Source organism: Prauserella marina, assembly GCF_002240355.1.
Lineage (GTDB): Bacteria > Actinomycetota > Actinomycetes > Mycobacteriales > Pseudonocardiaceae > Prauserella_A > Prauserella_A marina.
Genome location: NZ_CP016353.1, coordinates 3,697,248 through 3,719,472 on the forward strand (window position 1 = coordinate 3,697,248; position 22,225 = coordinate 3,719,472).

21 protein-coding genes are annotated in these 22,225 nt (G+C 69.1%); 4 read left to right on the top strand and 17 right to left on the bottom strand.

The features are described 5' to 3' along the window. Window positions 1-91 precede the first annotated feature (91 nt). The 4 genes from clsA to BAY61_RS17360 form a co-directional block, all read right to left on the bottom strand. Window positions 92-754, bottom strand: coding sequence for a cardiolipin synthase ClsA (clsA, locus tag BAY61_RS17345; protein ID WP_338061494.1), 663 nt, complete (start codon window positions 752-754; stop codon window positions 92-94). A 159-nt stretch (window positions 755-913) separates the two neighbouring features. Next, window positions 914-1,147, bottom strand: a complete 234-nt coding sequence (locus BAY61_RS17350) for a hypothetical protein (protein ID WP_110057715.1) — start codon at window positions 1,145-1,147, stop codon at window positions 914-916. 239 nt (window positions 1,148-1,386) lie between these two features. Beyond that, complete coding sequence (locus BAY61_RS17355) at window positions 1,387-3,153, bottom strand: AMP-binding protein (RefSeq protein ID WP_091808576.1); 1,767 nt, start codon at window positions 3,151-3,153, stop codon at window positions 1,387-1,389. 42 nt (window positions 3,154-3,195) lie between these two features. Beyond that, window positions 3,196-4,047: a crotonase/enoyl-CoA hydratase family protein gene (locus tag BAY61_RS17360; RefSeq protein WP_176879831.1), complete on the bottom strand. Its 852-nt coding sequence runs from the start codon at window positions 4,045-4,047 to the stop codon at window positions 3,196-3,198. 71 nt (window positions 4,048-4,118) lie between these two features. Between BAY61_RS17360 and BAY61_RS17365 the strand changes: the two genes are divergently transcribed. Next, on the top strand, window positions 4,119-5,003 hold the full coding sequence (locus tag BAY61_RS17365) for an alpha/beta fold hydrolase (protein ID WP_091808580.1): 885 nt from the start codon (window positions 4,119-4,121) through the stop codon (window positions 5,001-5,003). Here BAY61_RS17365 and cobA read toward each other — a convergent pair. From cobA to BAY61_RS17395, 6 genes are all read right to left on the bottom strand, one after another. Beyond that, the gene (gene cobA / locus BAY61_RS17370) at window positions 4,991-6,211 is read right to left on the bottom strand and encodes a uroporphyrinogen-III C-methyltransferase (protein WP_091808582.1); all 1,221 of its coding nucleotides are present in this window, start codon (window positions 6,209-6,211) and stop codon (window positions 4,991-4,993) included. The genes BAY61_RS17365 and cobA overlap by 13 nt on opposite strands. Before the next feature lie 38 nt (window positions 6,212-6,249). Next, window positions 6,250-6,663 carry an ankyrin repeat domain-containing protein gene (locus tag BAY61_RS17375; protein WP_091808584.1) on the bottom strand — a complete coding sequence of 138 codons (414 nt, stop codon included), beginning with the start codon at window positions 6,661-6,663 and terminating at the stop codon, window positions 6,250-6,252. Window positions 6,664-6,782: 119 nt separating this feature from the next. Beyond that, the gene (locus BAY61_RS17380; protein WP_091808968.1) at window positions 6,783-8,174 is read right to left on the bottom strand and encodes an aminotransferase class V-fold PLP-dependent enzyme; all 1,392 of its coding nucleotides are present in this window, start codon (window positions 8,172-8,174) and stop codon (window positions 6,783-6,785) included. Window positions 8,175-8,215: 41 nt separating this feature from the next. Next, window positions 8,216-9,547, bottom strand: coding sequence for an MFS transporter (locus BAY61_RS17385; RefSeq protein ID WP_091808586.1), 1,332 nt, complete (start codon window positions 9,545-9,547; stop codon window positions 8,216-8,218). An 83-nt stretch (window positions 9,548-9,630) separates the two neighbouring features. Then, on the bottom strand, window positions 9,631-10,656 hold the full coding sequence (locus BAY61_RS17390) for an LLM class F420-dependent oxidoreductase (RefSeq protein ID WP_091808588.1): 1,026 nt from the start codon (window positions 10,654-10,656) through the stop codon (window positions 9,631-9,633). Continuing rightward, window positions 10,653-11,636, bottom strand: coding sequence for an oxygenase MpaB family protein (locus BAY61_RS17395; protein WP_091808590.1), 984 nt, complete (start codon window positions 11,634-11,636; stop codon window positions 10,653-10,655). Before BAY61_RS17395 ends, BAY61_RS17390 begins: the two co-directional genes overlap by 4 nt. 78 nt (window positions 11,637-11,714) lie before the next feature. Here BAY61_RS17395 and BAY61_RS17400 point away from each other — a divergent pair, with 78 nt between their 5' ends. Next, window positions 11,715-12,332 (top strand): TetR/AcrR family transcriptional regulator, encoded by a 618-nt coding sequence (locus tag BAY61_RS17400; RefSeq protein ID WP_091808592.1) that lies wholly within the window; start codon window positions 11,715-11,717, stop codon window positions 12,330-12,332. On the opposite strand, the gene dmpG is transcribed toward BAY61_RS17400, so the two are convergent. After that, complete coding sequence (dmpG, locus tag BAY61_RS17405; protein ID WP_091808594.1) at window positions 12,329-13,372, bottom strand: 4-hydroxy-2-oxovalerate aldolase; 1,044 nt, start codon at window positions 13,370-13,372, stop codon at window positions 12,329-12,331. The genes BAY61_RS17400 and dmpG overlap by 4 nt on opposite strands. Continuing rightward, window positions 13,369-14,286: an acetaldehyde dehydrogenase (acetylating) gene (locus BAY61_RS17410; protein WP_091808595.1), complete on the bottom strand. Its 918-nt coding sequence runs from the start codon at window positions 14,284-14,286 to the stop codon at window positions 13,369-13,371. The genes dmpG and BAY61_RS17410 overlap by 4 nt, the downstream gene beginning before the upstream one ends. A 40-nt stretch (window positions 14,287-14,326) precedes the next feature. Here BAY61_RS17410 and BAY61_RS17415 point away from each other — a divergent pair, with 40 nt between their 5' ends. Next, a complete protein-coding gene (locus BAY61_RS17415) occupies window positions 14,327-15,088 on the top strand; it encodes an IclR family transcriptional regulator (protein ID WP_091808597.1) in 762 nt (253 codons plus the stop codon). 418 nt (window positions 15,089-15,506) lie between these two features. On the opposite strand, the gene xylA is transcribed toward BAY61_RS17415, so the two are convergent. After that, window positions 15,507-16,676 (bottom strand): xylose isomerase, encoded by a 1,170-nt coding sequence (gene xylA / locus BAY61_RS17420; RefSeq protein ID WP_091808599.1) that lies wholly within the window; start codon window positions 16,674-16,676, stop codon window positions 15,507-15,509. Between the two features lie 102 nt (window positions 16,677-16,778). Here xylA and BAY61_RS17425 point away from each other — a divergent pair, with 102 nt between their 5' ends. After that, window positions 16,779-17,963 (top strand): ROK family transcriptional regulator, encoded by a 1,185-nt coding sequence (locus BAY61_RS17425; protein WP_091808600.1) that lies wholly within the window; start codon window positions 16,779-16,781, stop codon window positions 17,961-17,963. Window positions 17,964-17,984: 21 nt separating this feature from the next. Here BAY61_RS17425 and BAY61_RS17430 read toward each other — a convergent pair whose 3' ends face one another. From BAY61_RS17430 to BAY61_RS17445, 4 genes are read right to left on the bottom strand one after another with little or no spacing between them, the layout of a single operon-like run. Beyond that, window positions 17,985-19,019 (bottom strand): LacI family DNA-binding transcriptional regulator, encoded by a 1,035-nt coding sequence (locus BAY61_RS17430; RefSeq protein WP_091808602.1) that lies wholly within the window; start codon window positions 19,017-19,019, stop codon window positions 17,985-17,987. Then, window positions 19,012-20,427 (bottom strand): GH1 family beta-glucosidase, encoded by a 1,416-nt coding sequence (locus BAY61_RS17435; protein ID WP_245865175.1) that lies wholly within the window; start codon window positions 20,425-20,427, stop codon window positions 19,012-19,014. The genes BAY61_RS17430 and BAY61_RS17435 overlap by 8 nt, the downstream gene beginning before the upstream one ends. A 3-nt stretch (window positions 20,428-20,430) precedes the next feature. Then, the gene (locus BAY61_RS17440) at window positions 20,431-21,297 is read right to left on the bottom strand and encodes a carbohydrate ABC transporter permease (protein ID WP_091808604.1); all 867 of its coding nucleotides are present in this window, start codon (window positions 21,295-21,297) and stop codon (window positions 20,431-20,433) included. After that, window positions 21,294-22,211 carry a carbohydrate ABC transporter permease gene (locus BAY61_RS17445; RefSeq protein ID WP_245866227.1) on the bottom strand — a complete coding sequence of 306 codons (918 nt, stop codon included), beginning with the start codon at window positions 22,209-22,211 and terminating at the stop codon, window positions 21,294-21,296. The genes BAY61_RS17440 and BAY61_RS17445 overlap by 4 nt, the downstream gene beginning before the upstream one ends. Window positions 22,212-22,225: the final 14 nt, after the last annotated feature.

The window sequence follows — 22,225 nt, forward strand, 5'->3', positions numbered from 1 at the left end:
GGACAGGGAAAACCTCAGCAGAGGCAGACGTGCGCCTTGCTTGTGACCTCACGGGAAACACGTGGGCGCCGGCGCTGGGCCGAGTGGGTGATCAACCGCGAGCCGTCCTGTCGGCGCCGCTGCCGGTGTGCTCGGTGTTCCCGGCGCGCTCGGCGGTACCGGTGTCACCGGCGGGAGCCGCGCGGCGACCGGACACGGCGAGCACGGTCTGCACGACGTAGAGCGCGCCGGACCAGAGATAGAGGGCTCCGCCCCAGGCGGTGAAGGCGTAGGCGAACGGGCGGATGATCTCCGCCGCGGTCGAGTCACCCTGGGTCAGCAACAACAGCGGGAACGCGTACATCAGGTTGAAGGTCGCGGCCTTGCCGGCGTAGGTCACCTCTGGCGGGAGGAAATCGTGCCTGCGCAGGACGAGTAGGCAGATGCCGCAGATAATTTCCCTGCCGACGAGCACGGCGACCACCCACCAGGGAATGATCTCCCTGAACAGGAAGGCGATGAGGGTGGCGATGATGTAGAGCCGGTCGGCCGCGGGGTCGAGGAGCTGCCCGAGCCTGCTCTGCTGGTTGAGCCATCTCGCGAGTTTGCCGTCGAGCCAGTCGGTGAGGGCGCTGAACACGAGAATGGCCAGCGCCCAGCCGTCTTCTTGCGGACCGAGAAGCAGCCACAGGAACACCGGAACACCGGCGAGCCGCAGCAGCGACAACATGTTGGGGACGTTCAGCGCCTGCCGGGCCAGTGAGGGCTCCGAAATGCCGCCAGTGCCGTCAGTGCAGTCGTCTCCGTTCGCCACCGCGGCTGTGCCGCTACCGTCTCCAGCACCGTCGTTGTCGGGGTGGTCGACGTGGTTACCTTCGCGCGGGTTTGCCGACTCGGTCACCCGTTCACCGTATCGGCCGCGCGCCGAGGGCCCTCAGCTGGCGCGGCGATAGCTCCAGCCCCTGCGGCGCAGGTCCTCTCGGGTCAGTGCACGCGGCCTGCCGTGGTTGTCCGTGCCCATCCAGCGCGGGCGGCCCGGCCCGCTTTCCAGTACGAATGGCCTTCCCTGACTCCAGACGACCGTGCACGGGGTGGTGGGCGGCCCAGTCACTCCGTCGGTCCTGGTGGTGGATCCTGTGGATCCCGTCGCGTTCTCTTCGGTACTCATCGCTCTCTGTGTTCGAGTCGGGTGGGTCGGTATGGGGGTTTCCGCAAGCTCCGGCATCACAAACCTGCCATCGCCATGCTCACTGGGTTCATCGGTTCACGCTGGCAAAGTGTTAACCCGCAACGCAAAACTTTCACCCAGGCAATTCTAGGAGACCGGTGCAACCCTGGTCATCGACCATCCACATTGGATCCGACTCGAACACGGAGAGGTACTACTGAAAGTAGTCGGCGCCGGAGTCAGCCCTTCAGGCCGGGAAAGTCCTCTTCGCGAAATTCGCCCGCGATCCGCGACTCGTCGCCACCCGCGTCTCCCCTGCCGCGCAGCTCGACTCTGCGAATCTTGCCGGAGATCGTCTTGGGCAGTTCGGCGAACTCGATCCTGCGCACCCGCTTGTACGGCGCCAGATGCCGCCTGCAGAAGGCCAGGATGCTCTCCGCCGTCCCCGCGTCGGGTGCGTGCCCCGCAGTGAGCACGACGTATGCCTTCGGGACCGCGAGCCGGATCGGGTCAGGGGCGGGAACGACGGCGGCCTCGGCCACCGCCTCGTGTTCGAGCAGGACGCTCTCCAGTTCGAACGGCGAGATGCGGTAGTCGGATGCCTTGAACACGTCGTCGGTGCGGCCGACATAGGTGATGTAGCCCTGCTCGTCGATCGAGCCGACGTCGCCCGTGTGGTAGTAGCCGTCGGCGAAGGCGGCCGCGGTGCGTTCCTCGTCGTCGGCGTAGCCGACCATCAGCCCGGCGGGCCGGTGCGCGAGGTCGAGGCAGATCTCGCCCTCCCCCGCCCTTTCGCCGCTGGCCGGGTCGACCAGCGCGACCGTGAAACCGGGCACCGCCCTGCCCATCGAACCCGGCTTGACCGGCTGGCCAGGAGTGTTCGCGATCTGCACGCTGGTCTCGGTTTGCCCGAAGCCGTCCCTGATCGTCACACCCCACGCCGTGCGGACCTGTTCGATGACCTCGGGGTTCAGCGGTTCGCCTGCCCCGACGACCTTGCGGGGCGGCACCCGCAGCGCGGTGAGGTCGGCCTGGATCAGCATCCGCCACACCGTCGGCGGCGCGCAGAAGCTCGTGATGCCACACCGGTCCATCTGCGCCATCAGCGCTTCCGCGTCGAAGCGCGTGTAGTTGTACAGAAACACGGTCGCCTCGGCGTTCCACGGGGCGAACACGTTGCTCCACGCGTGTTTCGCCCAGCCAGGCGAGGAGATGTTGAGATGCACGTCGCCGGGCTCGAGACCGATCCAGTACATCGTCGAGAGGTGGCCGACCGGATAGGACACCTGGGTGTGCTGGACGAGTTTGGGCTGCGCGGTGGTACCCGAGGTGAAATACAACAGCAGAGGATCGGCGGCCGAGGTCGGCCCCTCCGGCGTGAACGACTCGTCCTGGGTGTAGGCGTCGCTGAACGACTGCCAGCCCGGCACGGGCTCGCCGACCACGATGCGCGTGTAGTCGCCCTCGATGTCGGCGAACTTGGCCGCGTCGGCCGAGCGGATCACCACGTGCCGCGCGTTGCCGCGCTCGACCCTGTCGACGAGGTCGGCGGGACCGAGCAGCGTCGAGGCGGGGATGATGACGGCGCCGAGCTTGATCGCGGCGAGGATCGTCTCCCACAGCTCACCCTGGTTGCCGAGCATCAGGATCAGGCGGTCGCCCCTGCGAACTCCGTTGGCGCGCAACCAGTTCGCCACCTGGTTGGACCTGCGCGACATCTCAGGGTAGGTCCAACGGGTCTGCGAGCCGTCCTCCTCCACGATCCACAGCGCGTAGCGCCGCGCGTTGGCCGGATCGGCGGCGATCGCGTCGAACCAGTCGAGCGCCCAGTTGAACTCGCTCAGTTCCGGCCACGCGAAACCCGCGTAGGCCTTCTCGTAGTCCTCCCGGTGCGCGACGAGAAAGTCGCGTGCCTCCCGGAAGGCGGTGGTGGCGGCACTTGCCTTGCCTGCCCTGCTCGGCTCGCCGCCGGTGGTCGTGCTGCGCGCCGCGGCATCGTTGCTCACGTTGTTCTCCTTGCTGTTCTCACCCGGTTGGACTGTTCCCGCCTACTCGCCCGTGAAGCGCGGGGGCCTGCGTTCCATGAAGGCCTGCACAGCTTCGCCGAGATCCTTGCTGGGAAGAAACGCCGCGTTCCACGCCGACACGTAGCGCAGCCCCGCTTCGACCCGTTGCTCGGTGTTGACGGACAGTACGTCCTTGACGCCCTGCACCACCAGCGGTGGGTTGGCCGCGATCTCGGCCGCCAGTTCGCGGGCCGCCCTCAGCGTCGATTCTTGATCGGGATAGACGTCGTTGACCAGCCCGATCCGCTCGGCGCGCTCGGCGGTGATGTCCTTGCCCGTCAACGCGAGTTCCCTCAGGTGTCCCTCGCCGACAATGCCGCTCAGCCGCTGAAGGCTGCCGAGATCGGCCACGATCGCGACCTTGACCTCCCTCACGCTGAACTTCGCCTCGGCGCTGGCCACCCGGATGTCGGCCGCGCTGATGACGTCGACCCCGCCGCCGATGCACCATCCGCTGATCGCGGCGATCACCGGTGCGCGGCTGGCGGCCACCGCGCCGACCGCCCGTTGCATGCGGCGGACCTCGGCGAGAAACGCCGTTCTTGGCGCGGCCAGCGCGTCTCCTCCGAGGTATTCCGACCACCCTGGCAGCATCGCCGGCAGATCGAGGCCGTAGGAGAAGTGCGAACCCGATCCGGTCAGCACGACCGCCCGCACCTCGGGGTCGGCGTCGAGCGCGCCGAAGACGACCGGCAGCTCCCGCCAGAAGTCGGGGCCCATCGCGTTGCCCTTCGAGGGACCGAGCAGAGTCACCTCGGCGACGTGCTCGTCGCGGTCGACACGCAGCGAGACCAGGTCGCGCGAAATGTCGTCGATGTCAGTCATGACTGTCATCCTGACGTACGTGGTTGGCACGTTGCCAACCGCTAACCTTGCGAGGAGGCCGTGCGCCGGGAAGGACGAGCATGAGCGCAGTGCACGCCGCGAACGCGGTCCCCTCGACAGCTGACGCCGCTGACACCATAACCACCGGCTCCTGGCGGCCCATCGAACTGGCGGGGACCTTCGACTACGAGGGCAACCGGCTGGCCTACACCGAGTACGGCGCGGGCGACGACGTCGTGGTGCTGACCCACGGCATCATGTTCACGCGCAGGATGCACGCGCCGCTGGCTAGGGAGCTGGCGGCAAGGGGCTATCGCGTCGTGACGCTCGACCTGCTCGGTCACGGTGAGTCCGAGCGGCCAGCCGAATCATGGCGGTACTCGATGCCGGACTTCGCGCGACAGACGCTGGCGCTGCTCGACCACCTCGGTCTCGGCGCGGCCGTCGTCGGCGGAACCTCGCTCGGGGCGAACGTGGCGCTGGAGGTGGCCATCGTGGCGCCGGAGCGGGTGAAGGGCCTCGTGGTCGAGATGCCGGTGCTCGACAACGCGGTGGTCGCCGGACTGCTGACGTTCGGGCCGCTGCTGTTCGCGGCCAGGTTCCTGCCGTGGACCGTCCGCGCGGTCGGCGCGCTTGCCCGGCTCGTTCCGCACGGCAACCAGTGGGCCGACGTCGTCACCGACACCCTCGATCAGCAACCGGCCGCGATGGCCGCACTGCTGCACGGCGTGTTCTTCGGCAGGATCGCGCCGCCGAAATCGGTGCGCGGCGACATCGCCGTGCCCGCGCTGGTGATCGGGCACGAACGGGACCCCGTCCATCCCTTCGGGGACGCCGACACGCTCGCCGCCGACCTGCCCGGCGCCGAGTTCGTCCAGGCCCGCAGTCCGGTGGAACTGCGGCTCGACCCCACGAGGCTCACCGAGGCCATCGCGGGGTTCGTCGGCCGCTGCTACTCGCGCTGAGCGAGACCGGCGACGGGGCCGATGACGGTGATCGCGGGCGGGGCGATGCCCGCCTCGGCCGCGTCGGCCGCGATGTCACGGAGCGTGGAGTGCACGACCCGCTGTGCGGCCAGCGTCCCGTCCTGGATCATGGCGACCGGGGTCTCGGCCGGCCTGCCCGCCTCGACCAGCGTTTCGGCGAACACCGCGATGCGCTCGACACCCATCATGAGCACGATCGTGCCTCGCAGCCTGCCCAGTGCGGCCCAGTCGGTCAGCGACTGGGGATGTCCGGGCGGCACGTGGCCGGAGACCACCACCACCTCGTGCGTGACGCCGCGGTGGGTCACCGGGATGCCTGCCGAGGCGGGGACGGCGAAGGCGCTGGTGACACCGGGGACCATGGTGAAGGGGACACCGGCGTCGGCGCAGGCGAGCGCTTCCTCGAAGCCCCTGCCGTACACGTAGGGGTCGCCGCCCTTGAGCCGGACGACGAACTTGCCGGCGCGGGCGTTCTCGACGAGCGTCTTGTTGATGACCTCCTGGCTGGCGGCCCTTCCGTAGGGGATTTTCGCCGCGTCGACGACCTCGACGTGCGGCGGCAGTTCGTCGAGCAGTTCGCGGGGCGCGAGCCGGTCGGTGACCACGACGTCGGCCCTTGCCAGCAGCCTGCGCCCGCGCACGGTGATCAGTTCGGGGTCGCCGGGTCCCCCGCCGACGAGCGCGACACCGGCGCGCGACGGTTCGCCATCCTCGCCCGGATCGGCGACGGTTCCTGCCCGTAGCCCGTCGAGCAGATTGTCCCTCACGGCGGCGGAGCGCTGCGGCGCGCCGCCCGAGAGCACACCGACCAGCAGGCCGTCATGCTCGCCGGAGGCCGGGGTGACCGCGCTGCCCTCGATACCGGCGTCGGCCCTGACGCAGAACACCCTCGCCCGTTCCGCCTCGACGCACACGGCCGCGTTGACGTCCGGGTCGGCGGTGCAGGCCAGGGCGTACCAGGCGCCGTCGAGATCGCCCTCGCGATAGGCCCGCCGGTGCCAGGTGATCTCTCCCGCGTCGGCCATCGCGCCGACCGAGGGGGTCGTGGCGGGTGAGATCACTTCGACGGCGGCGCCCGCCTTGACCAGTCTCGGCAGCCGCCGCTGCGCGACCGTGCCTCCGCCGACGACGACGACCCTGCGTCCCGCGAGATCCAATCCGACAAGGTAGTGCTGCTCCTGCGCCATGCGCCAAGCATGCCGCAGCGCCGTGCCTGTACTCGCGATCAGGGTTCGGTCTGTCGCGGCCCGGTCCGCAGCAACGCCAGTAGCTCCGTGTTGCCGAACAGCTCGGCCGTCTCGATCGCGGACGGTTGTCCGGCCTGGGTGTCGGCACCGCCCGCGAGCAGCGCTTTCACCACCTCGGGCTCGGCTTTGAACACGGCTCCGGCCAGTGGGCTCTGTCCCCTGTCGTTGAGCCGGTTCGGGTCGGCGCCCCTGCTCAGCAGCGCCGCCACCGTCTCGGCGTGACCGTGATAAGCGGCGAGCATCACAAGCGTGTCGCCCTTGTCGTTGGTCAGGTTGGCCGGGATCCCCGCGTCGACGTACGCGGCGAGGGTTTCGGTGGCTCCCTCACGGGCGAAGCCGAACACCCGCGACCACAGTTCGACCAGTTCGGGGTCAGGTTCGGGGTCGGTCATGGCGCCAGCCTCTCACGCGTTACGCGCGTTCACCGGGCGGTGATCCCGCTCAGGGCCGCATGGTTCGTCAGCGGCGGACCCGCTTGACGTGGGCCGTCAACCGGCACCAGCACCCTCACTCAAGCACTGTCGCCGTAGCGGTAGAGCAGGCCGAGGAATTCGAGCAGGAGCCGTTCGCGCAGGCGCGGCGGAGCCACGGCCAGCAGCGCGTTGACCGGTGCCATCCGTTCCGGCAAACCGCCGCCTCCCGAGAGGCCCGCGCCCTCCAGCAGCCCGGCGAACTGCTCGGAGGTGAGCGTGTCCGGATCGAGCGCGGCGATGGCGGCGGCCAGCTCGTCGGCGACCTCCACCGGGCCCGCCTCGCGCGCGGCGGCGACCGAAGCTTCGAGGTCGGCGAGGAATCCGGCCTCGCCGCCCCTGTTCGCGGCGGTGACGGTGAGGTGCAGGTTGACCGGCGAGTCGCCGTGGGCGAACTGCGGCTGCACGTACCAGCCACGTTGTTTCATCTCGTCGGCGACGGTGAACAGATCGAACCCTGGCCCTCCTTCCGTCGCGACGGCGAGCAGGGTGGCATCGGGCTCGCCGAGGATTCGCAGCCCTTCCACGCGCTCGACGCCGGTTCGCAGCAGTGCTGCCGCGGTGGCCGTGTCCTCGGCGAGCCGCAGGTAGCCCTCGTCGCCGACGTGCCGCAGCACGGCCCACGCCGCGGCGAGCGGCCCTCCGGAGCGGGTGGATTGCAGTGTCGTGTTGAGCATCGTGTAGCCGGGCCACGCGGCGCTCGCGAAGTAGTGGCCGCGCCGCAACCGCGCGTCGGCGTGCAACAGGACCGAGGTGCCTTTCGGGCAGTAGGCGTACTTGTGCAGGTCGACGGAAAGGCTTGTCACCCCGGGGACCGAGAGGTCGAAGGGGGGCAGCTCGGCGCCGAGCTTACGCAGGTCGGGCAGCACCCAGCCGCCGATGCACGCGTCGACGTGCATCCTGACCCCCTTCGCGGCGGCGGCCTCGGCGATCTCGGCGACCGGGTCGATGACGCCGTGCGCGTAGGAGGGGGCGCTGGCCACGACAAGGACGGTGTTCTCGTCGATCGCCGCGGCCATGGCCGCGGGGTCGGCGAGGAAGGTGCCCGGTACGACGGGGACCTCGACGGCACGCACGCCGAACAGGTGTGCCGCTTTGTGGAAGGCCGCGTGTGCCGTGGAAGGCAGGACGACAGCGGGCTCGACGGTTTCGTTGCTGGCCTCGCGGGCGGCGAGCACGGCCAGCAGGCAGGATTCGGTTCCGCCCGAGGTGACGGTGCCGACCGTGCCCGGCCCTCCGCCCAGCCTGGCAGCCGCGGCGGCGACGAGGTCGTTTTCCATGCGCAGCAGGCTCGGGAACGCCGTCGGATCGAGCGCGTTGGCCGAGGACGCGCTGGCGTGTGCCTCCGCGGCGAGCCGGTCGAGACCGGCCAGCCCGCTGTCGTAGACGTAGGCGAGCGTGTGCCCGCCGTGCGTCGGCAGGTCGTCGGCCATGAGCGCGCGCAGTTCGGCGAGCACCGCCGGAGATGCCTCGCTCACGCGCCGGCCTCCTTCGGCTCCGACGGCCGGTCCGTGCCGAGCACGCTGCGCCGCAGCAGCGGGATTCCGGCGAGGATCAGCACGGCGGGCAGCGCGGAGAAGCCCAGCGTGATCGCGGTGACCGCGCTGTCGGGCTGGGTGGCCGAGGCGTCCACACTGGACAGGTAACCGCCCGAGGCGAGAACGAGGCCGAACAGTCCCGGCCCCAGCGCGAGACCAAGAGTCTCCGCCGCGGTCCACACACCAGCGGTGATACCGGCCCTCGTCGCGCCGGTGCGCTCCTCTTCCGCCGAGATCAGGTCGGGCAGGATGGCCAGCGGGAACACCTGGATGCCCGCGTAGCCGATTCCGGCGAGCGCCACGAAGGCGAACACGACGGCGGTGGGCAGCACCTGCGCGAACACGAGCCCGATCAGCGCCAGCGCGAACGCGGCCGAGGCGACCCTGAACCCGGTGAGCTTGCCACCACTGCGGCCCAGCTTGTCCCATACCGGCATCACGAGCAGCGCGGGACCGACGAATCCGGCGAACAGCAGCGACTGCAAGTCGGCGTTGCCGAGCACGTGCCGTGCCACGTAGCTCACTCCGGCGAGCAGGGTCGCCACGCCGAGCGACTGCACGAAGTACACGGCAAGCAGCCAGCGGAACGGCCGCCATTCCCGCATGGTCGCCAGCAGCGCGCGCAGCTTGGGCGTGGGCTGCAACTGGCTGCGCTTCGGGACGTCGCGGATGCCGAAGTACACGCCGAGTGTGCCGAGCGCGATGAGCACGCCCACGAAAATGCCCATCAGCCGGTACCCGTCGACACCGCCGACGGAGTTGGCGATGGCGGGCGCGACCGCGCCGGACACCAGGATCGCGAGCGCGAGCACGGCGATGCGCCACGTCGTGAGCCGGGTCCGCTCGTGGTATCCGTCGGTCAGCTCGGCGGGCAGCGCGTTGAAAGGCACCTGGAAGAAGGCGAACGCGGTCGCGCACACGAAGAAGATCGCGACGACGTAGGCCGCGTCGCCGCCGACACTGCCGAAGCCGGGATGCGCGAACAGCCCGGCGAAGCACACGGCGAGCACCAGCCCGCCGAGCAGCAGCGAGCGTCGCCTGCTGCCCCGCTTGGCGAGGCCCGCGTCCGAGATCCGGCCCGCGATCGGGTTGAACAGCACGTCCCACGCCTTGGGCAGCAACACGATGGCGCCCGCGGCCGCTGCCGGAACCGCCATGGTGTCGGTGAGGTAAGGCAACAGGAGCAGGCCGGGGACCGTGCCGAAGGCACCCGTCGCGAACGATCCGAGGGAATACCCGAGCCGAGTCTTCGTCCCCAACGCCGACATGGTCCTCCTCGGAGGTTGTTCAGGTCGGGGGAATCGTGTCACCTCCACCCGGACGGCCCTGCGGCGGCCCTGCGGGAGACGATTCAGGACAGGATGCCGGCGACCGTTCGCAGCAACGCGGAATCCCCTCTGAGCAGCAACGTGGTCACGACGGTCTCCTCCCACGCCGCGAGCTCGTCCCTGATCTTGGCTGGCGGGCCGATGAGTGAGGTGTCCTCGACGAGGCGGGTCGGGATGGCGGCCGCGGCCTCGGCTTTGCGCCCGCCGAGATACAGGTCCTGGACTTTGTCGGCGACGTCCTCGTATCCCATGCGGGCGAAGACGTCGTGGTGGAAGTTCGCGGTTTTCGCGCCCATTCCGCCGATGTAGAGCGCGAGTGAGGGGCGGATCAGGTCCGCCGCCTTCTCGACGTCGTCGTGGACGATCACCGGAACCGAGGCGGCGACCTCGAACTCCGGGGGACGGCCTCCTCGCGCGGCGAAGCCGGATTCCAGTGCCGCGCGGTAGAAACCGTCACTCTTCGGCGAGAAGAACAGCGGCAGCCAGCCGTCGCAGATCTCGGCCGACAGCGCGACGTTCTTCGGCCCCTCAGCGGCGAGAAAGATCGGGATGTGCGTGCGCAGCGGATGCACGGTGGCCTTGAGCGGCTTGCCGAGTCCCGTGGTGCCATCTCCGGTGAGCGGGAGGGAGAAGGTGGCGCCGTCGTGGCTGACCGGCTGCTCGCGGGCAACGACCTTGCGCACGATGTCGACGTATTCTCGCGTGCGAGCGAGGGGTTTCGGGTACGGCTGGCCGTACCAGCCCTCGACCACCTGGGGGCCGGAAGCGCCGAGCCCAAGCACGAACCGGCCACCGCTGAGGTGATCGAGTGTCATCGCGGCCATGGCGGTCGCGGTGGGCGTGCGGGCCGACATCTGCACGATGTTGGTACCGAGCGTGACGCGCGAGGTCGCCGCGCCCCACCAGGCCAGCGGGGTGAACGCGTCGGAGCCGTAGCCCTCCGCCGTCCACACCGAGTCGAAACCCAGCTCTTCGGCGGTGAGGATCGCCTCTCGCGCTCCTTCCGGCGGGCCCGCCGACCAGTATCCGAGGTGGTAACCCAGCTTCACGTCGTCTCCTTCGGCTCCGTGCGCCCGAGCGGGGGCGAGTAGTGCGTCGGCCAGTCCCGCTCCCCCTCGGGAGGCAGGTTACGCGCTGGTGTGTGCACCAGCGGGGTGTCGGCGGGATCCGCGCCCCGTGCCCTGCGCCAGCCCGCCCGCGCTCTCGGGTGGTAGCGGCGTTCGAAGGGGACGAGGCGGAAGGCCGCGTTGACCGCGCGGCCGAACAGGCGGTGCAGGCGCTCGTCGCGGGCCGACCACGAGTAGCCGAGCCGCTGCCGCACGACCGGGTCGTACATGCCGACGGTCAGCCAGACGAACCCTTTCGCCATCGGGATCCTGGCCAGCCGCCACAGCGGTCCCGGCAGCAACCGCAGCGTGGCCGGTTTGGCGATCGCGCCGATGTCGAGCACGTCCCTCGTGGCCTTGTTGTCTTCGAGGACGTCGGCACACATGTGGTCCCAGTAGGCGCCGAACTCCTCCCACGACCCCGGCACGGATCGCATGCTCATGCCGTACATCCGGTACCAGGTCACGTGTTCGTCGAACAGGGTGCGCTTCTGCGCTTCGGTGAGCCCTCCCATGAAGTTCTCCGCGATCAGCAGGGTGCTGACGAAGAACGTCGCGTGCGCCCAGTAGAACGTGCCGGGGTCCAGCGCGTGGTAGCGGCGGCCGTGCCGGTCGGTTCCCTTGATCGTGTCGTGGTAACCCCGGACCTCGCGCGCGGTGGCTTCCGCGCGCGGACCGTCGTAGACGACGCCGCCGATCGGGTACAGCGAGCGGAACAGCCGCTGCCAGCGCTCGGCGAAGAACCGGGAATGCTGCTCGACACCCGCTCCGAGACCGGGGTGCATGTTCTGCATGGAGCCCGCCCACAGCGCGATCAGCAGGCCGCGCCAGTCGCCGAAGTAGCGCCAGGTCAGCGAGTCCGGCCCGAGTGGTTCCACCGGTGTTCGCCGTGACGTTTCCGTCGTGTCCTGGTGTGTCGTCATTGCTGCCCCCACTGTGACTACGGATGTTGTCAGGCTAGAATTGACAACGCTCGTAGTCAATCGTGGAAGCGGAGAGCCATGCCTGCCGAGAGCCGCACGTGGGCTGGGACCACACTGACCGACCGCAGGGCCGCGCGGCGGCGGCAATTGCTCGACGCCGGACTCGACCTGCTCGGCTCCGACGGCGGCGCCGCGGTCAGCGTCCGCGCCGTGTGCCGCGGTAGCAAACTCACGGAACGCTACTTCTACGAGAACTTCGCCGACAGGGACGAACTCGTGCTCGCCGTCTACGACGGCGTGGTCGAGCAGGCTCACCGGGCCCTCCTCAACGCCGTCGGCGCCGTCGGCTCCTCGGCCGGAACACCGAGGGACCGCGCGGAGGCCGCGGTGACCGCGTTCGTCGAACTGATCATCGACGACCCCCGCAAAGGCCGCGTCCTGCTGCTCGCACCGCTCACCGACCCGACACTCAACCGGCGAGGCATCGCGCGCATCCCGATGTTCGCCGAACTCGTCCGCGAACAACTTTCCGGCGAGGCCGACGACGCGGAAAGGGCCATGACCGCCACCGCGCTCGTCGGTGGCCTCGCCAACCTGTTCTCCGCCTACCTCGCCGGAGGGCTCACGGTCAGCCGCGACCGGCTCGTCGCGCACTGCGTCCGCCTCGTGCTCGGCGCCGAAGCGCTGCACGGCTAGCGTTCCTTCGCCAGCCGCAACGCGATGTCGATGATCATGTCCTCCTGGCCTCCGACATAACGCCGCTCCCCCACCTGATACAGGATCTCGTGCGCGGGCACTCCGTAGCGCGCGGCCGCGCGTTCGGCGTGCAACAGGAAACTGGAGTAGACCCCGGCGAATCCCTGCACGATCGACGAGCGGTCCATCACCGGAAGCCGCGTGATGAACGGCTTCACGACCTCTTCGGCCGCGGCCATCAGCACGTCCTTGTCCACTCCCGTGCGCACGCCGAGCCGTTCGAAGGCCGCCGCGAGCACCTCGGTGGGCGAGTTTCCCGCTCCCGCGCCGAGCGCGACGAGCGAACCGTCGATCTGGCGCGCTCCGGCCCGGTAGGCGAGCACCGAATTGGCGACGCCGAAGCTCAGGTTCTGGTGCCCGTGGTAGCCGACCTGGACCTGATCGCCCAGTTCGGCGACCAGCGCGGCCACCCGGTCGGCGGCCTCCTCCAGTATCAGCGCGCCTGCCGAATCGACGACGTACACGCACTGGCAACCCGCGTCGGCCATGATGCGCGCCTGCTTGGCCAGCGCCTCCGGCTCCGACATGTGCGCCAGCATCAGGAAACCCACCGTTTCGAGGCCCAGTTCGCGGGCCTTGGTGAAGTGCTGGATCGACACGTCGGCCTCGGTGCAGTGCGTCGCGACGCGCACCGCACCGGCGCCGAGATCGGCCGCGGCTTTCATGTCGGCGACCGTGCCGAGCCCCGGCAGCAGCAGAACCGCGATCGTGGCGCGCTGTGCCTCGTCGGCGGCCGCGGCGATGAGTTTCCGTTCGTCCACAAGGGAGAATCCGTAGTTGAACGTCGAGCCGCCGAGACCGTCGCCGTGGGTCACCTCGATGAGCGAGACACCGGCGTCGTCGAGCGCCCGCACCGTGTCGCGCACGTTCCGCTCGGTGAACTGGTGCGCCATCGCGTGACTTCCGTCCCGCAAGGTGGTGTCCACAATGCGCACTTCCCGCTCGGTGTCCACAGTGGTTCCGGTGGATTTCTCGTTCATGCCCGCACCGCCTTCCGCGCGACGACGCGTTGGGCGAGCAACTCGCCGACCTTCGCCGCCGCGGCCGTCATGATGTCGAGGTTTCCCGCGTAGGTGGGCAGGTAGTCCCCATTGCCCGCGACTTCGAGAAAAACGGCGACCCTGGCCTTGCCGTTCCAGTCCGGCCGTGGATCGTCGAACTGCGGGTCGGCGGTCAAGGTGTACCCGGGAACATAGGTTTGTACATTGTGGACCATGTCGTGGATGGACTTCTCGACGGCCGAACGGTCGGCGTCGGGATCGATCGCGCAGAACACCGTGTCCCGCATGATCATCGGCGGATCCATCGGGTTGATGATGATGATCGCCTTGCCTTTTTCCGCCCCGCCGACGGCTTCGATGCCGTGCGCGGTCGTCTCGGTGAACTCGTCGATGTTGGCCCTCGTTCCCGGCCCTGCCGAACGCGAGGACACCGAAGCCACGATCTCGGCGTAGCTCACCGGCGTGACACTGGAAACGGCATGCACGATCGGGATGGTCGCCTGGCCACCACAGGTGATCATGTTGAGGTTCGGGGCATCGAGATGCGCGGGCAGGTTCACCACGGGACAGGTGAACGGCCCGATCGCCGCCGGAGTCAGGTCGATCGCCTGGATTCCCGCCTCGGCGTAGCGCGGCGCGCTCGCCGCGTGCGCCTTCGCCGAGGTCGCCTCGAACACCAGGTCGGGCAGCTGATCCTGGGCGAGCAGCCAGTCGACCCCCTCCGAGGAGGTGTGCACTCCCTGCTCGGCCGCGCGGCGCAAACCCTCCGACGCCGATTCGATCCCGACCATGTACCGCACGTCGATCCGCTCGCTGCGCCTGAGCTTCGCGAGAAGATCCGTTCCGATGTTTCCAGGGCCGACGATCGCGGCCACAGCCCGTGGTTGGCTCATGGGTGCTGACGGTCCTCCCCAGGTCAGGCATTATCAACGTATGTGTCCCGCTGACCGGAACAACGACGCCGGGGACGCCGCCTCGACCGCGGTGCGCCTCACGGCGATACTGACCGCCTTCCGGCAGGGCGACGAGGCGCTTGGTGTCTCCGAGTTGGCGCGCCGGTGCGCGCTGCCGAAATCGAGCGTGCACCGGCTGACCGGGCATCTCGTGGCGAGCGGACTGCTGGAACGCGAGGGGCAAGGGGTGCGGCTCGGGCTGCGCCTTTTCGAGATCGGGCAACTCGCCGTGCGGCAACGCGGTCTCGTCGACGCCGCGCGTCCCTACCTGGCCGACCTGAGAGAGGCGACGCGCAACACCGTGCACCTCGCGGTACTGGAGGGAACCGAGGTGGTCTACCTGGACATCCTGCGCGGGTCGGACGCGCCGAGGCTTCCCTCCCGGATCGGTGGCCGGTTTCCCGCGCACGCGACGGCCGTCGGCAAGGCGATACTCGCGGGCTCCCCCGAGTCCGTTGTGGACGCCGTCGTGGCGGCGGGACTGCCGAGGGTCAGTGGCCGCACGGTGACGGCGCCGGGGCTTCTGCGGCGGCAGCTCGGCAGAATCCGCGCGGAAGGTCTCGCCTACGACAGGGAGGAGTCCGGCGTCGGGGTGGTGTGCGCGGCCAGCCCGCTGTACGCGGCGGACGGCACCGCGGTCGCGGCGATCTCCCTGTCGGGCTGGACGAACCGGATGCGCGTCGACCGGGTGGCGCCCGCGGTCCGGACGACCGCGCTGGCACTGTCCCGAACCCTGAGCTAGCGTCCGCCCGCGCCTGCCCACCCGGCCCGCGCCCGGCGAGTCCCCCGCTCAGAAGCGCGAGATCCGCACTCAGGACGGCGAGACCCGCATCCAGGACAGCGAGATCCGCGTTCAGGCCGTCGAGGTCCGCGCTCGGCACGCCGGTGGCCCAGATGCCGGGAACCGGCATGCGCACATCCGTTTCCGCGCGTTTGGACCGGACGTGGCCGGATGCTGGCGCCGGGACCCCTCGGCCGCCTCTCGGACCGAGCGTCGGCGCGGAACTCGATACCCCGAACGCGGATCTCGGCGACCCGAGTGCGGAACTCGACAGCCCGAGCGCGGATCTCGGCGGCCTGGGTGCGGATCTCGCGCTTCTGGGTGCGGATCTCGGCGACCTGGACGGGGGACTCGCGGGGCTGGCAGGGGCGCGCGGGGTTTATCCGGCGCCCAGAAGGTGCTCGAAGGCCAGCTGGGACAGGGCCGCGAAACCGTACCCTCGCTTCGCGGCGGCCGAGACGTCGAAGTCCTCGAACGCACCGGTGTCGGCAACGAGATCGGTGACCGTCTCACCTTCGGCCAGCGTCGGAGCCGCGAGTCCGTCGACCCGCGAGGCGGCCAGCGCCTCCCGCACCCGGGGGTCCGCCCGGAACGCCGCCGCCCGCTCCCGCAACAGCAGGTAGGACCGCATGTTGGCGGCGGCGCTCTCCCAGACGCCCGTGCCGTCCTCCGTGCGCAACGGCTTGTAGTCGAAATGCCGGGGACCTTCGTAACCGCCGTTCTCCAGCAGGTCCACGAGGAAGAACGAGGACAGCACATCGCCGTGCCCGAAGATCAGGTCCTGGTCGTAGCGCGGGCCGCGCTGCCCGTTGAGGTCGATGTGGAACAGCTTTCCCTGCCACAGCGCCTGCCCGATTCCGTGTACGACGTTGAGCCCCGCCATCTGCTCGTGCCCGACCTCGGGGTTGAGGCCCACCATCTCGTGGTGTTCGAGCTCGCCGATGAAGGCGAGCGCGTGCCCCACCGTCGGCAGGAAGATGTCGCCCCTCGGCTCGTTGGGTTTGGGCTCCAGCGCGAGCCGGATGTCGTAGCCCTGTTCGAGGACGTACTGGGCGACGGTGTCGATACCTTCCCGATAGCGGTCGAGCGCGGCGCGCACGTCCTTGGCCGCGTCGGTTTCCGAGCCTTCCCTGCCTCCCCACAGCACGTAGGTCGACGCGCCGAGTTCGGCGGCGAGGTCGAGGTTGCGCAGGATCTTTCGCAGCGCGAACCGGCGGATGTCACGGTCGTTGCTGGTGAGCGCGCCGTCTTTGAAAACGGGGTGACCGAACAGGTTCGTAGTGGCCATGGGCACGACCAGACCGGTCTCGTCGAGCGCGGCGCGGAACCGGTCGATCTGCCGCTGCCGCACCGTGTCCTCGCTGCCGAAGGCGATGAGGTCGTCGTCGTGGAAGGTGATGCCCCAGGCGCCCAGTTCGGCCAGCCGGTGCACGGCCTCGACCGGGTCGAGCGCCGGCCGGGTCGCGTCACCGAAGGGATCGACGGCACGCCAGCCCACCGTCCAGAGTCCGAAACTGAACTTGTCCTCGCGAACCGGTTGTGCGACCACGATGTCCTCCCAGCGGCAATAAGTTTGCCGACTGAACTTATCGACGTCGCCGGAGCACGGTCAAGGATTTCGTTCAGCGGCTCAACCATTAAGATCAGCGGCGTGACCCAGGCACGGCCCGCCGGCCAGCACACCGTCCGCAGGCACAACTGCGCGCTCGTACTCGCCGCGATCGCCGACTCCCCCGGCCGTTCCCGCGCGGACGTCGCCGCGAGTACCGGCCTCACGAAGGCCACCGTCTCGACGCTGGTCGACCGCCTCGCCGGCGGCGGGCTCATCACCGAATCGGGACGACAGGACAGGCCGGGCCCCGGCAGGCGGGGCACCTCCCTCTCGCTGTCCCCCCGCGGACCACACGGACTCGGCGTCGAGATCGCCGTCGACTACATCGCCACCTGCCTGGCGGGGCTGACCGGCGAGGTCCGCGAACTCCGCGTCCGGCGAGCCGACAACAGGTCGCTTTCCACGGCGAGGGTCCTCGGCAGGGCAGGCAAGGCGGTGCGGGAAGCACTGGCCGAGGCCACCGCGCGCGGGATCGCGGTCGGCGGAGTCGGGGTCGCGGTACCCGGTCTCGTCGAGGAACCGACGGGACTGCTGCGCGTCGCGCCCAACCTCGGCTGGCACGACGTGGATCTGCCTGCCGAACTGGCCGCCAGAACCGAACTCCCGGCAGGCCCCGTACTCGTCGGCAACGAGGCCAACTTCGCGGCACTGGCCCAGCTGTGGACGAGCGGGCCGGACGGCGCCCGCGACTTCGTGCACGTCTCGGGCGAGATCGGCATCGGGGCAGGCATCGTGATCGGCGGGCAGCTGTTCTCCGGCACCCGTGGTTTCGGCGGCGAACTGGGGCACTTCCCCGTCAGTTCCCGTGGCCCTCGCTGCACCTGCGGGGCGAGGGGCTGCCTGGAAACGCTCGCGGGCCAGGAGGCCATCGCGGCGAAGGCGGGGGTCGCCGGGCTCACCGAACTGGTGGCCGCGCTGTCGGCGGGCGAGCGCCCGGCCCGGTCGGCGGTGCGCGAAGCGGCAGGCCGCCTCGGCACCGCGTTGTCGAGCGTGCTGAACCTGCTCGACGTGCCGTGTGTGGTACTCGGCGGAAGCTACGCCAGGCTGCACCCGTGGCTCGCCGAACCGCTGCTGGCGGCATTGCGCGCGCGAGTGACCGGGGCACCGTGGTCGCCGGTCACGGTGACCGCCTCCGCGCTGGGTTCCGAGGCGGCGGTGCGCGGCGCGGCTTCCTCCGCCGTGCGCGGGATCATGGCCGACCCGGACTCGTTCGTCGCGAGCTGAGACCGGGGCGCCAGGGTCGGCTCAGCTCGACTGCCGCACCACCAGCTCGGTGGGCAGCAGGATCGAAGGAGGCAGGTGCTCCTCCCCCGCGAGCTGGGCCAGCAGCCGCCAGGTCATGGTGCGGCCGAACTCCTCTACCGTCTGCCTGACCGTGGTGAGCTGCGGTGTCACCGAGGTGGCAAGCACCGAGTCGTCGAAGCCGACCACCGCGACGTCGCCGGGAATCCGCTTTCCGCGCGCCGACAGTTCCCGGACCGCGCCGACGGCGACGATGTCGGCCGCGGCGAACACGGCGTCGACACCGGGATGCCGGTCCAGCAGCTCGGCCATCGCGCGGGCCCCTCCCTCGACGGAGAAATCGCTGTGGACGACGGCGTCGGTGGCCAGCCTCGCCTCCGACATCCCCCTTCGCCAGCCGACGAGCCGGTCGATGCCCACCGCCATGTCGGCTGGTCCCGCGATGCTCGCGATGCGGGTCTTGCCACGCTCGACGAGGTGCCGCGCCGCGAGCAGGCCGCCCGTGAAGTTGTCCGAATCGACGTAGGGCACGTCGGTGCCGCTCAACGGTCTTCCCCCCGCGACGACGGGCAGCCCTCCCTCGGCCAGCCGCTGCGGGAGGGTGTCGTCGCCGTGCATGCTCACCACGAGGGCGCCGTCGACGTGCCCGCTGCTCAGATACTTCTCCAGTTGCTCGCCGTCGTCGTCCTCGGCCATCAGCATCAGCACGAGTTGCCGGTGACTTCCCGCGAGTCCGGAGTGGATGCCGCGAAGGACTCCCGCGAAGAAGGGGTCGCTGAACACCCGGTCGCCCGGTTCGGACACGACGAGGGCGATCGAGTTGGTCCTGCGGGTCACGAGGCTGCGCGCGGCCTCGTTGGGCACGTAGCCGAGCAACTGGATCGCTTCGTTGACCGATTCCCGCGCGCGAGCGCTCACGCCGGGCAGGTCGTTGATCACCCGGGACACGGTCGAACGGGACACACCGGCCACCCGTGCCACTTCCTCCAGTGTCGGCGTGCCCCGGTCCTCCACCGCAGCGTCACCGGGCTCAATCATCGTTCTCCCGTAGGCCGTTGTCCGCGATCACCCGCGAATACCATGACGCACTCGCCTTGGGGGTTCTCCGCTGGGTCGCGAAATCGACGTGCACCAAGCCGAACCGCTTGGCGTATCCCTCAGCCCATTCGAAATTGTCCATCGCGGACCAGTAGAAGTAGCCCCGCAGGTCGACACCCTTTTCCACGGCGGCGTGCGCGGCACGCAGGTGCTGATCGATGAAGGCGATCCGGTCGGTGTCCTCGACGAGGCCGTCTTCCCCTCGCGCGTCGCCGAAGGCGACCCCGTTCTCCGTGATGTAGAGCGGAATCGGGCCGTAGCGCTCGTGGATGTCCACCAGCAGGCCGGTCAGTGCGCCCGCGTTGATGTCCCAGCCGGACGCGGTCTTCGGCAATCCCCTTTCGGGAAAACCGACGTGTTCGGCACCGACCCATTCCGACGGCAGTCCCGACTTCTCGTCAGGGACGGCCGAGACGTTGAGATCGCGGTAGTAGTTGATGCCGAGCAGGTCGATGGGCGCCGAGATCGACGTGAGATCGCCTGGCCGGATCACCCCGGACAGACCGTAGGGTTCGAGATCGGCGAGCAGGTCCGCCGGATACTCGCCCCGCAGCAGCGGATCGAGGAAGAACCGGTTCTGTAGCCCGTCGATCCTGCGTACCGCCTCCACATCGGCGGGATCGGCGGGATCGGCCGCGCCGACGGGAAACAGGTTGAGGGTGACCCCCGCACGGGCGTCCCGCGTGTGCCGCCGGATGACCTCCAGCCCGAGCCCGTGCGCCAGCAGCAGGTGGTGCGCCGCCGCGACGGCCGAGGACGGTTCGGTGCGGCCTGGCGCGTGCCGTCCAGAACCGTAGCCGAGGAAGGCCGAGCACCACGGTTCGTTCAGGGTCGTCCAAGTCCCGACCCGGTCCCCGAGGCGCTCCAGTACCGCGTCGGCGTACTCGGCGAATCGGTAGGCGGTCTCGCGCGCGGCCCAGCCGCCGTCGTCCTCAAGCCGCTGGGGCAAATCCCAGTGGTACAGGGTCGGCCATGGGGTGATCCCCGCGCCGAGCAGGGTGTCGACGAGCCGTTCGTAGAAGTCGAGACCCGCGCGATTGACGGGGCCACCGTCCGGCCGCACCCTGGGCCAGGCGATCGAGAACCGGTATGCCTCGACGCCGAGGGTGCTCAGCAGTTCGACGTCCTCGGGCATCCGCCGGTAGTGGTCGGTTCCCGGCTCGCCGGTGTCGCCGCCCGCGATCCTGCCGGGTTGTTCGCCGAAAGCGTCCCAGATGGACGGTGTTCTGCCTTCCGCCGTCGTCGATCCCTCGATCTGGTAGGCGGCCGTGGCGACCCCCCAGAGAAAACCTCTCGGGAACCGGGTCACCGCGGTGGCCTCTTCAGCTCCTTCATGGACAATCGACACGCCTCATCCCTTCACAGCGCCTTGCATGATCCCGGCGACGATCTGCTTGCCGAGAATGACGAATACGATCAGGATCGGAATGGTCGCCAGCGTGGTACCCGCCAGCACGAGTGAGTAATCGATGTAGTGACCGCTCTGCAGTTTCTCCAGTGCCACCTGCACGGTGGGGTTGTCGGCGTTCAGCGCGATCAGCGGCCACATGAAGTCGTTCCAGGACATCATGAACGTGAACATCCCGAGGAAGGCGGCAGCCGGCCGCACGGCGGGAAGGCACACGTGCCAGAACACCCTGATCATCGAGCAACCGTCCACTCTGGCCGCTTCGATCAGCTCGTAGGGAACGGCCTCGACGGTGTACTGGCGCATCCAGAACACGCCGATCGCGGTCACCAGGTTGGGCACGATGACCGCTTGCAACTGGTTGGCCCAGCCCAGTTCCGCCATCGCCATGTAGAGCGGGATGATGCCGAGCTGAGTCGGGACCGCGAGGGTGGCGATGACCAGGACGAACAACGCGTTGCGACCGCGGAATCGGAGTTTGGCGAACGCGAATCCGGCCAAGGTCGAGAAGAGCACCGTCGACACCGTGACCGAACCGGCCACCAGGAAGCTGTTGCCGAGCGCCCTCCAGAACGGCACCGTGTCGAACACTCTCGCCACGTTGTCGAAGAAGTTGCCGCCGGGAAGCAGCGGGGGAACGGCCTCGGTGAGCATCGAGGAATCCCTGCTGGCAACGAGAAACGACCAGTAGAAGGGAAAGATCGAGCCGAGCACGAATGCGATCAGCAAGCCGTAGACCCACACGTTGGCCCTGCCGACCGGACCGCCGTCGCGCCGGGACCGCCGTAGCGGAAGGGGGAACACCGTCATCGTCGGCCCTCCCCCGCGCTCGCGATCCTACGCGTGAGCAGGAAGTTGATCAGCGCGACCAGAATGATGATCACGAAGAGCACCCAGGCGATGGCCGAGGCGTAGCCGAGGTCCTCCCTCTCGAACGCGGACTGGTACATGAACAGCGTCACCGTCTGGAATTGGTTGGTGGAGCCGCCGTTGTTCGAGCCGGGCATGGCGTCGAACAGCTTGGGTTCGGTGAAGATCTGCAACCCGCCGATGGTGGCCGTGACGATGACGAAAATCAGCGTCGGGCGAAGCAACGGGAGGGTCACGCTGAAGAACCTGCGTACCGGGCCCGCGCCGTCGACGACGGCGGCCTCGTGCAGTTCCCGTGGAATGGCCTGCATCGCGGCGAGCACGATCAGCGCGTTGTAGCCCGTCCACCGCCAGTTCACCATGATCGCGATGGCGACGTGGCTGGCGAACCTGTTGGCCTGCCAGTCGACCCTGTCCAGCCCGAGTAGTTCGAAGATCCCGTTGACGAGCCCGAAATTGGGGCCGAACAGGTTCGCGAAGATGATGCCCAGCGCCACGAGGCTGGCCACGTAGGGCATCAGGATGCCGATGCGCCAGCCGGTCGGGAACCGCAGCCTGGTGTTGAGCAGCGCCGCGAGCAGCACGGCCATGATCACCTGTGGGATGGCCGAGAGCAGGAAGATGCTGAACGTGTTGGTCAGCACTTTCCAGAACTGCGGGTCCGACATCAGCAGGACGTAGTTGCCGAATCCGATGAACGAAGGGCTGTCGTCGATGAGCTCCCAGTCGAACAGTGACACGTAGGCCGTGTAGAGCAGCGGGAACAGGCCGACGACACCGAAGATGACGAAGAACGGCGCGACGTAGAGGTAGGGCGAGTACTTGACGTCCCACCGGCCGAGCCGGTCGCGCAACGCGACCTTCCGCG

Coding starts and splice junctions, on each gene's coding strand:
- BAY61_RS17430 (WP_091808602.1), bottom strand. CDS start 19,019: ATGATTGAGCCCGGTGACGCTGCGGTGGAGGACCGGGGCACGCCGACA.
- cobA (WP_091808582.1), bottom strand. CDS start 6,211: ATGGCGCAGGAGCAGCACTACCTTGTCGGATTGGATCTCGCGGGACGC.
- BAY61_RS17380 (WP_091808968.1), bottom strand. CDS start 8,174: ATGGCCGACGACCTGCCGACGCACGGCGGGCACACGCTCGCCTACGTC.
- BAY61_RS17410 (WP_091808595.1), bottom strand. CDS start 14,286: ATGAGCCAACCACGGGCTGTGGCCGCGATCGTCGGCCCTGGAAACATC.
- BAY61_RS17415 (WP_091808597.1), top strand. CDS start 14,327: ATGTGTCCCGCTGACCGGAACAACGACGCCGGGGACGCCGCCTCGACC.
- BAY61_RS17395 (WP_091808590.1), bottom strand. CDS start 11,636: ATGACGACACACCAGGACACGACGGAAACGTCACGGCGAACACCGGTG.
- BAY61_RS17440 (WP_091808604.1), bottom strand. CDS start 21,297: ATGACGGTGTTCCCCCTTCCGCTACGGCGGTCCCGGCGCGACGGCGGT.
- BAY61_RS17360 (WP_176879831.1), bottom strand. CDS start 4,047: ATGACAGTCATGACTGACATCGACGACATTTCGCGCGACCTGGTCTCG.
- BAY61_RS17365 (WP_091808580.1), top strand. CDS start 4,119: ATGAGCGCAGTGCACGCCGCGAACGCGGTCCCCTCGACAGCTGACGCC.
- BAY61_RS17385 (WP_091808586.1), bottom strand. CDS start 9,547: ATGTCGGCGTTGGGGACGAAGACTCGGCTCGGGTATTCCCTCGGATCG.
- BAY61_RS17350 (WP_110057715.1), bottom strand. CDS start 1,147: ATGAGTACCGAAGAGAACGCGACGGGATCCACAGGATCCACCACCAGG.
- dmpG (WP_091808594.1), bottom strand. CDS start 13,372: ATGAACGAGAAATCCACCGGAACCACTGTGGACACCGAGCGGGAAGTG.
- BAY61_RS17400 (WP_091808592.1), top strand. CDS start 11,715: ATGCCTGCCGAGAGCCGCACGTGGGCTGGGACCACACTGACCGACCGC.
- BAY61_RS17375 (WP_091808584.1), bottom strand. CDS start 6,663: ATGACCGACCCCGAACCTGACCCCGAACTGGTCGAACTGTGGTCGCGG.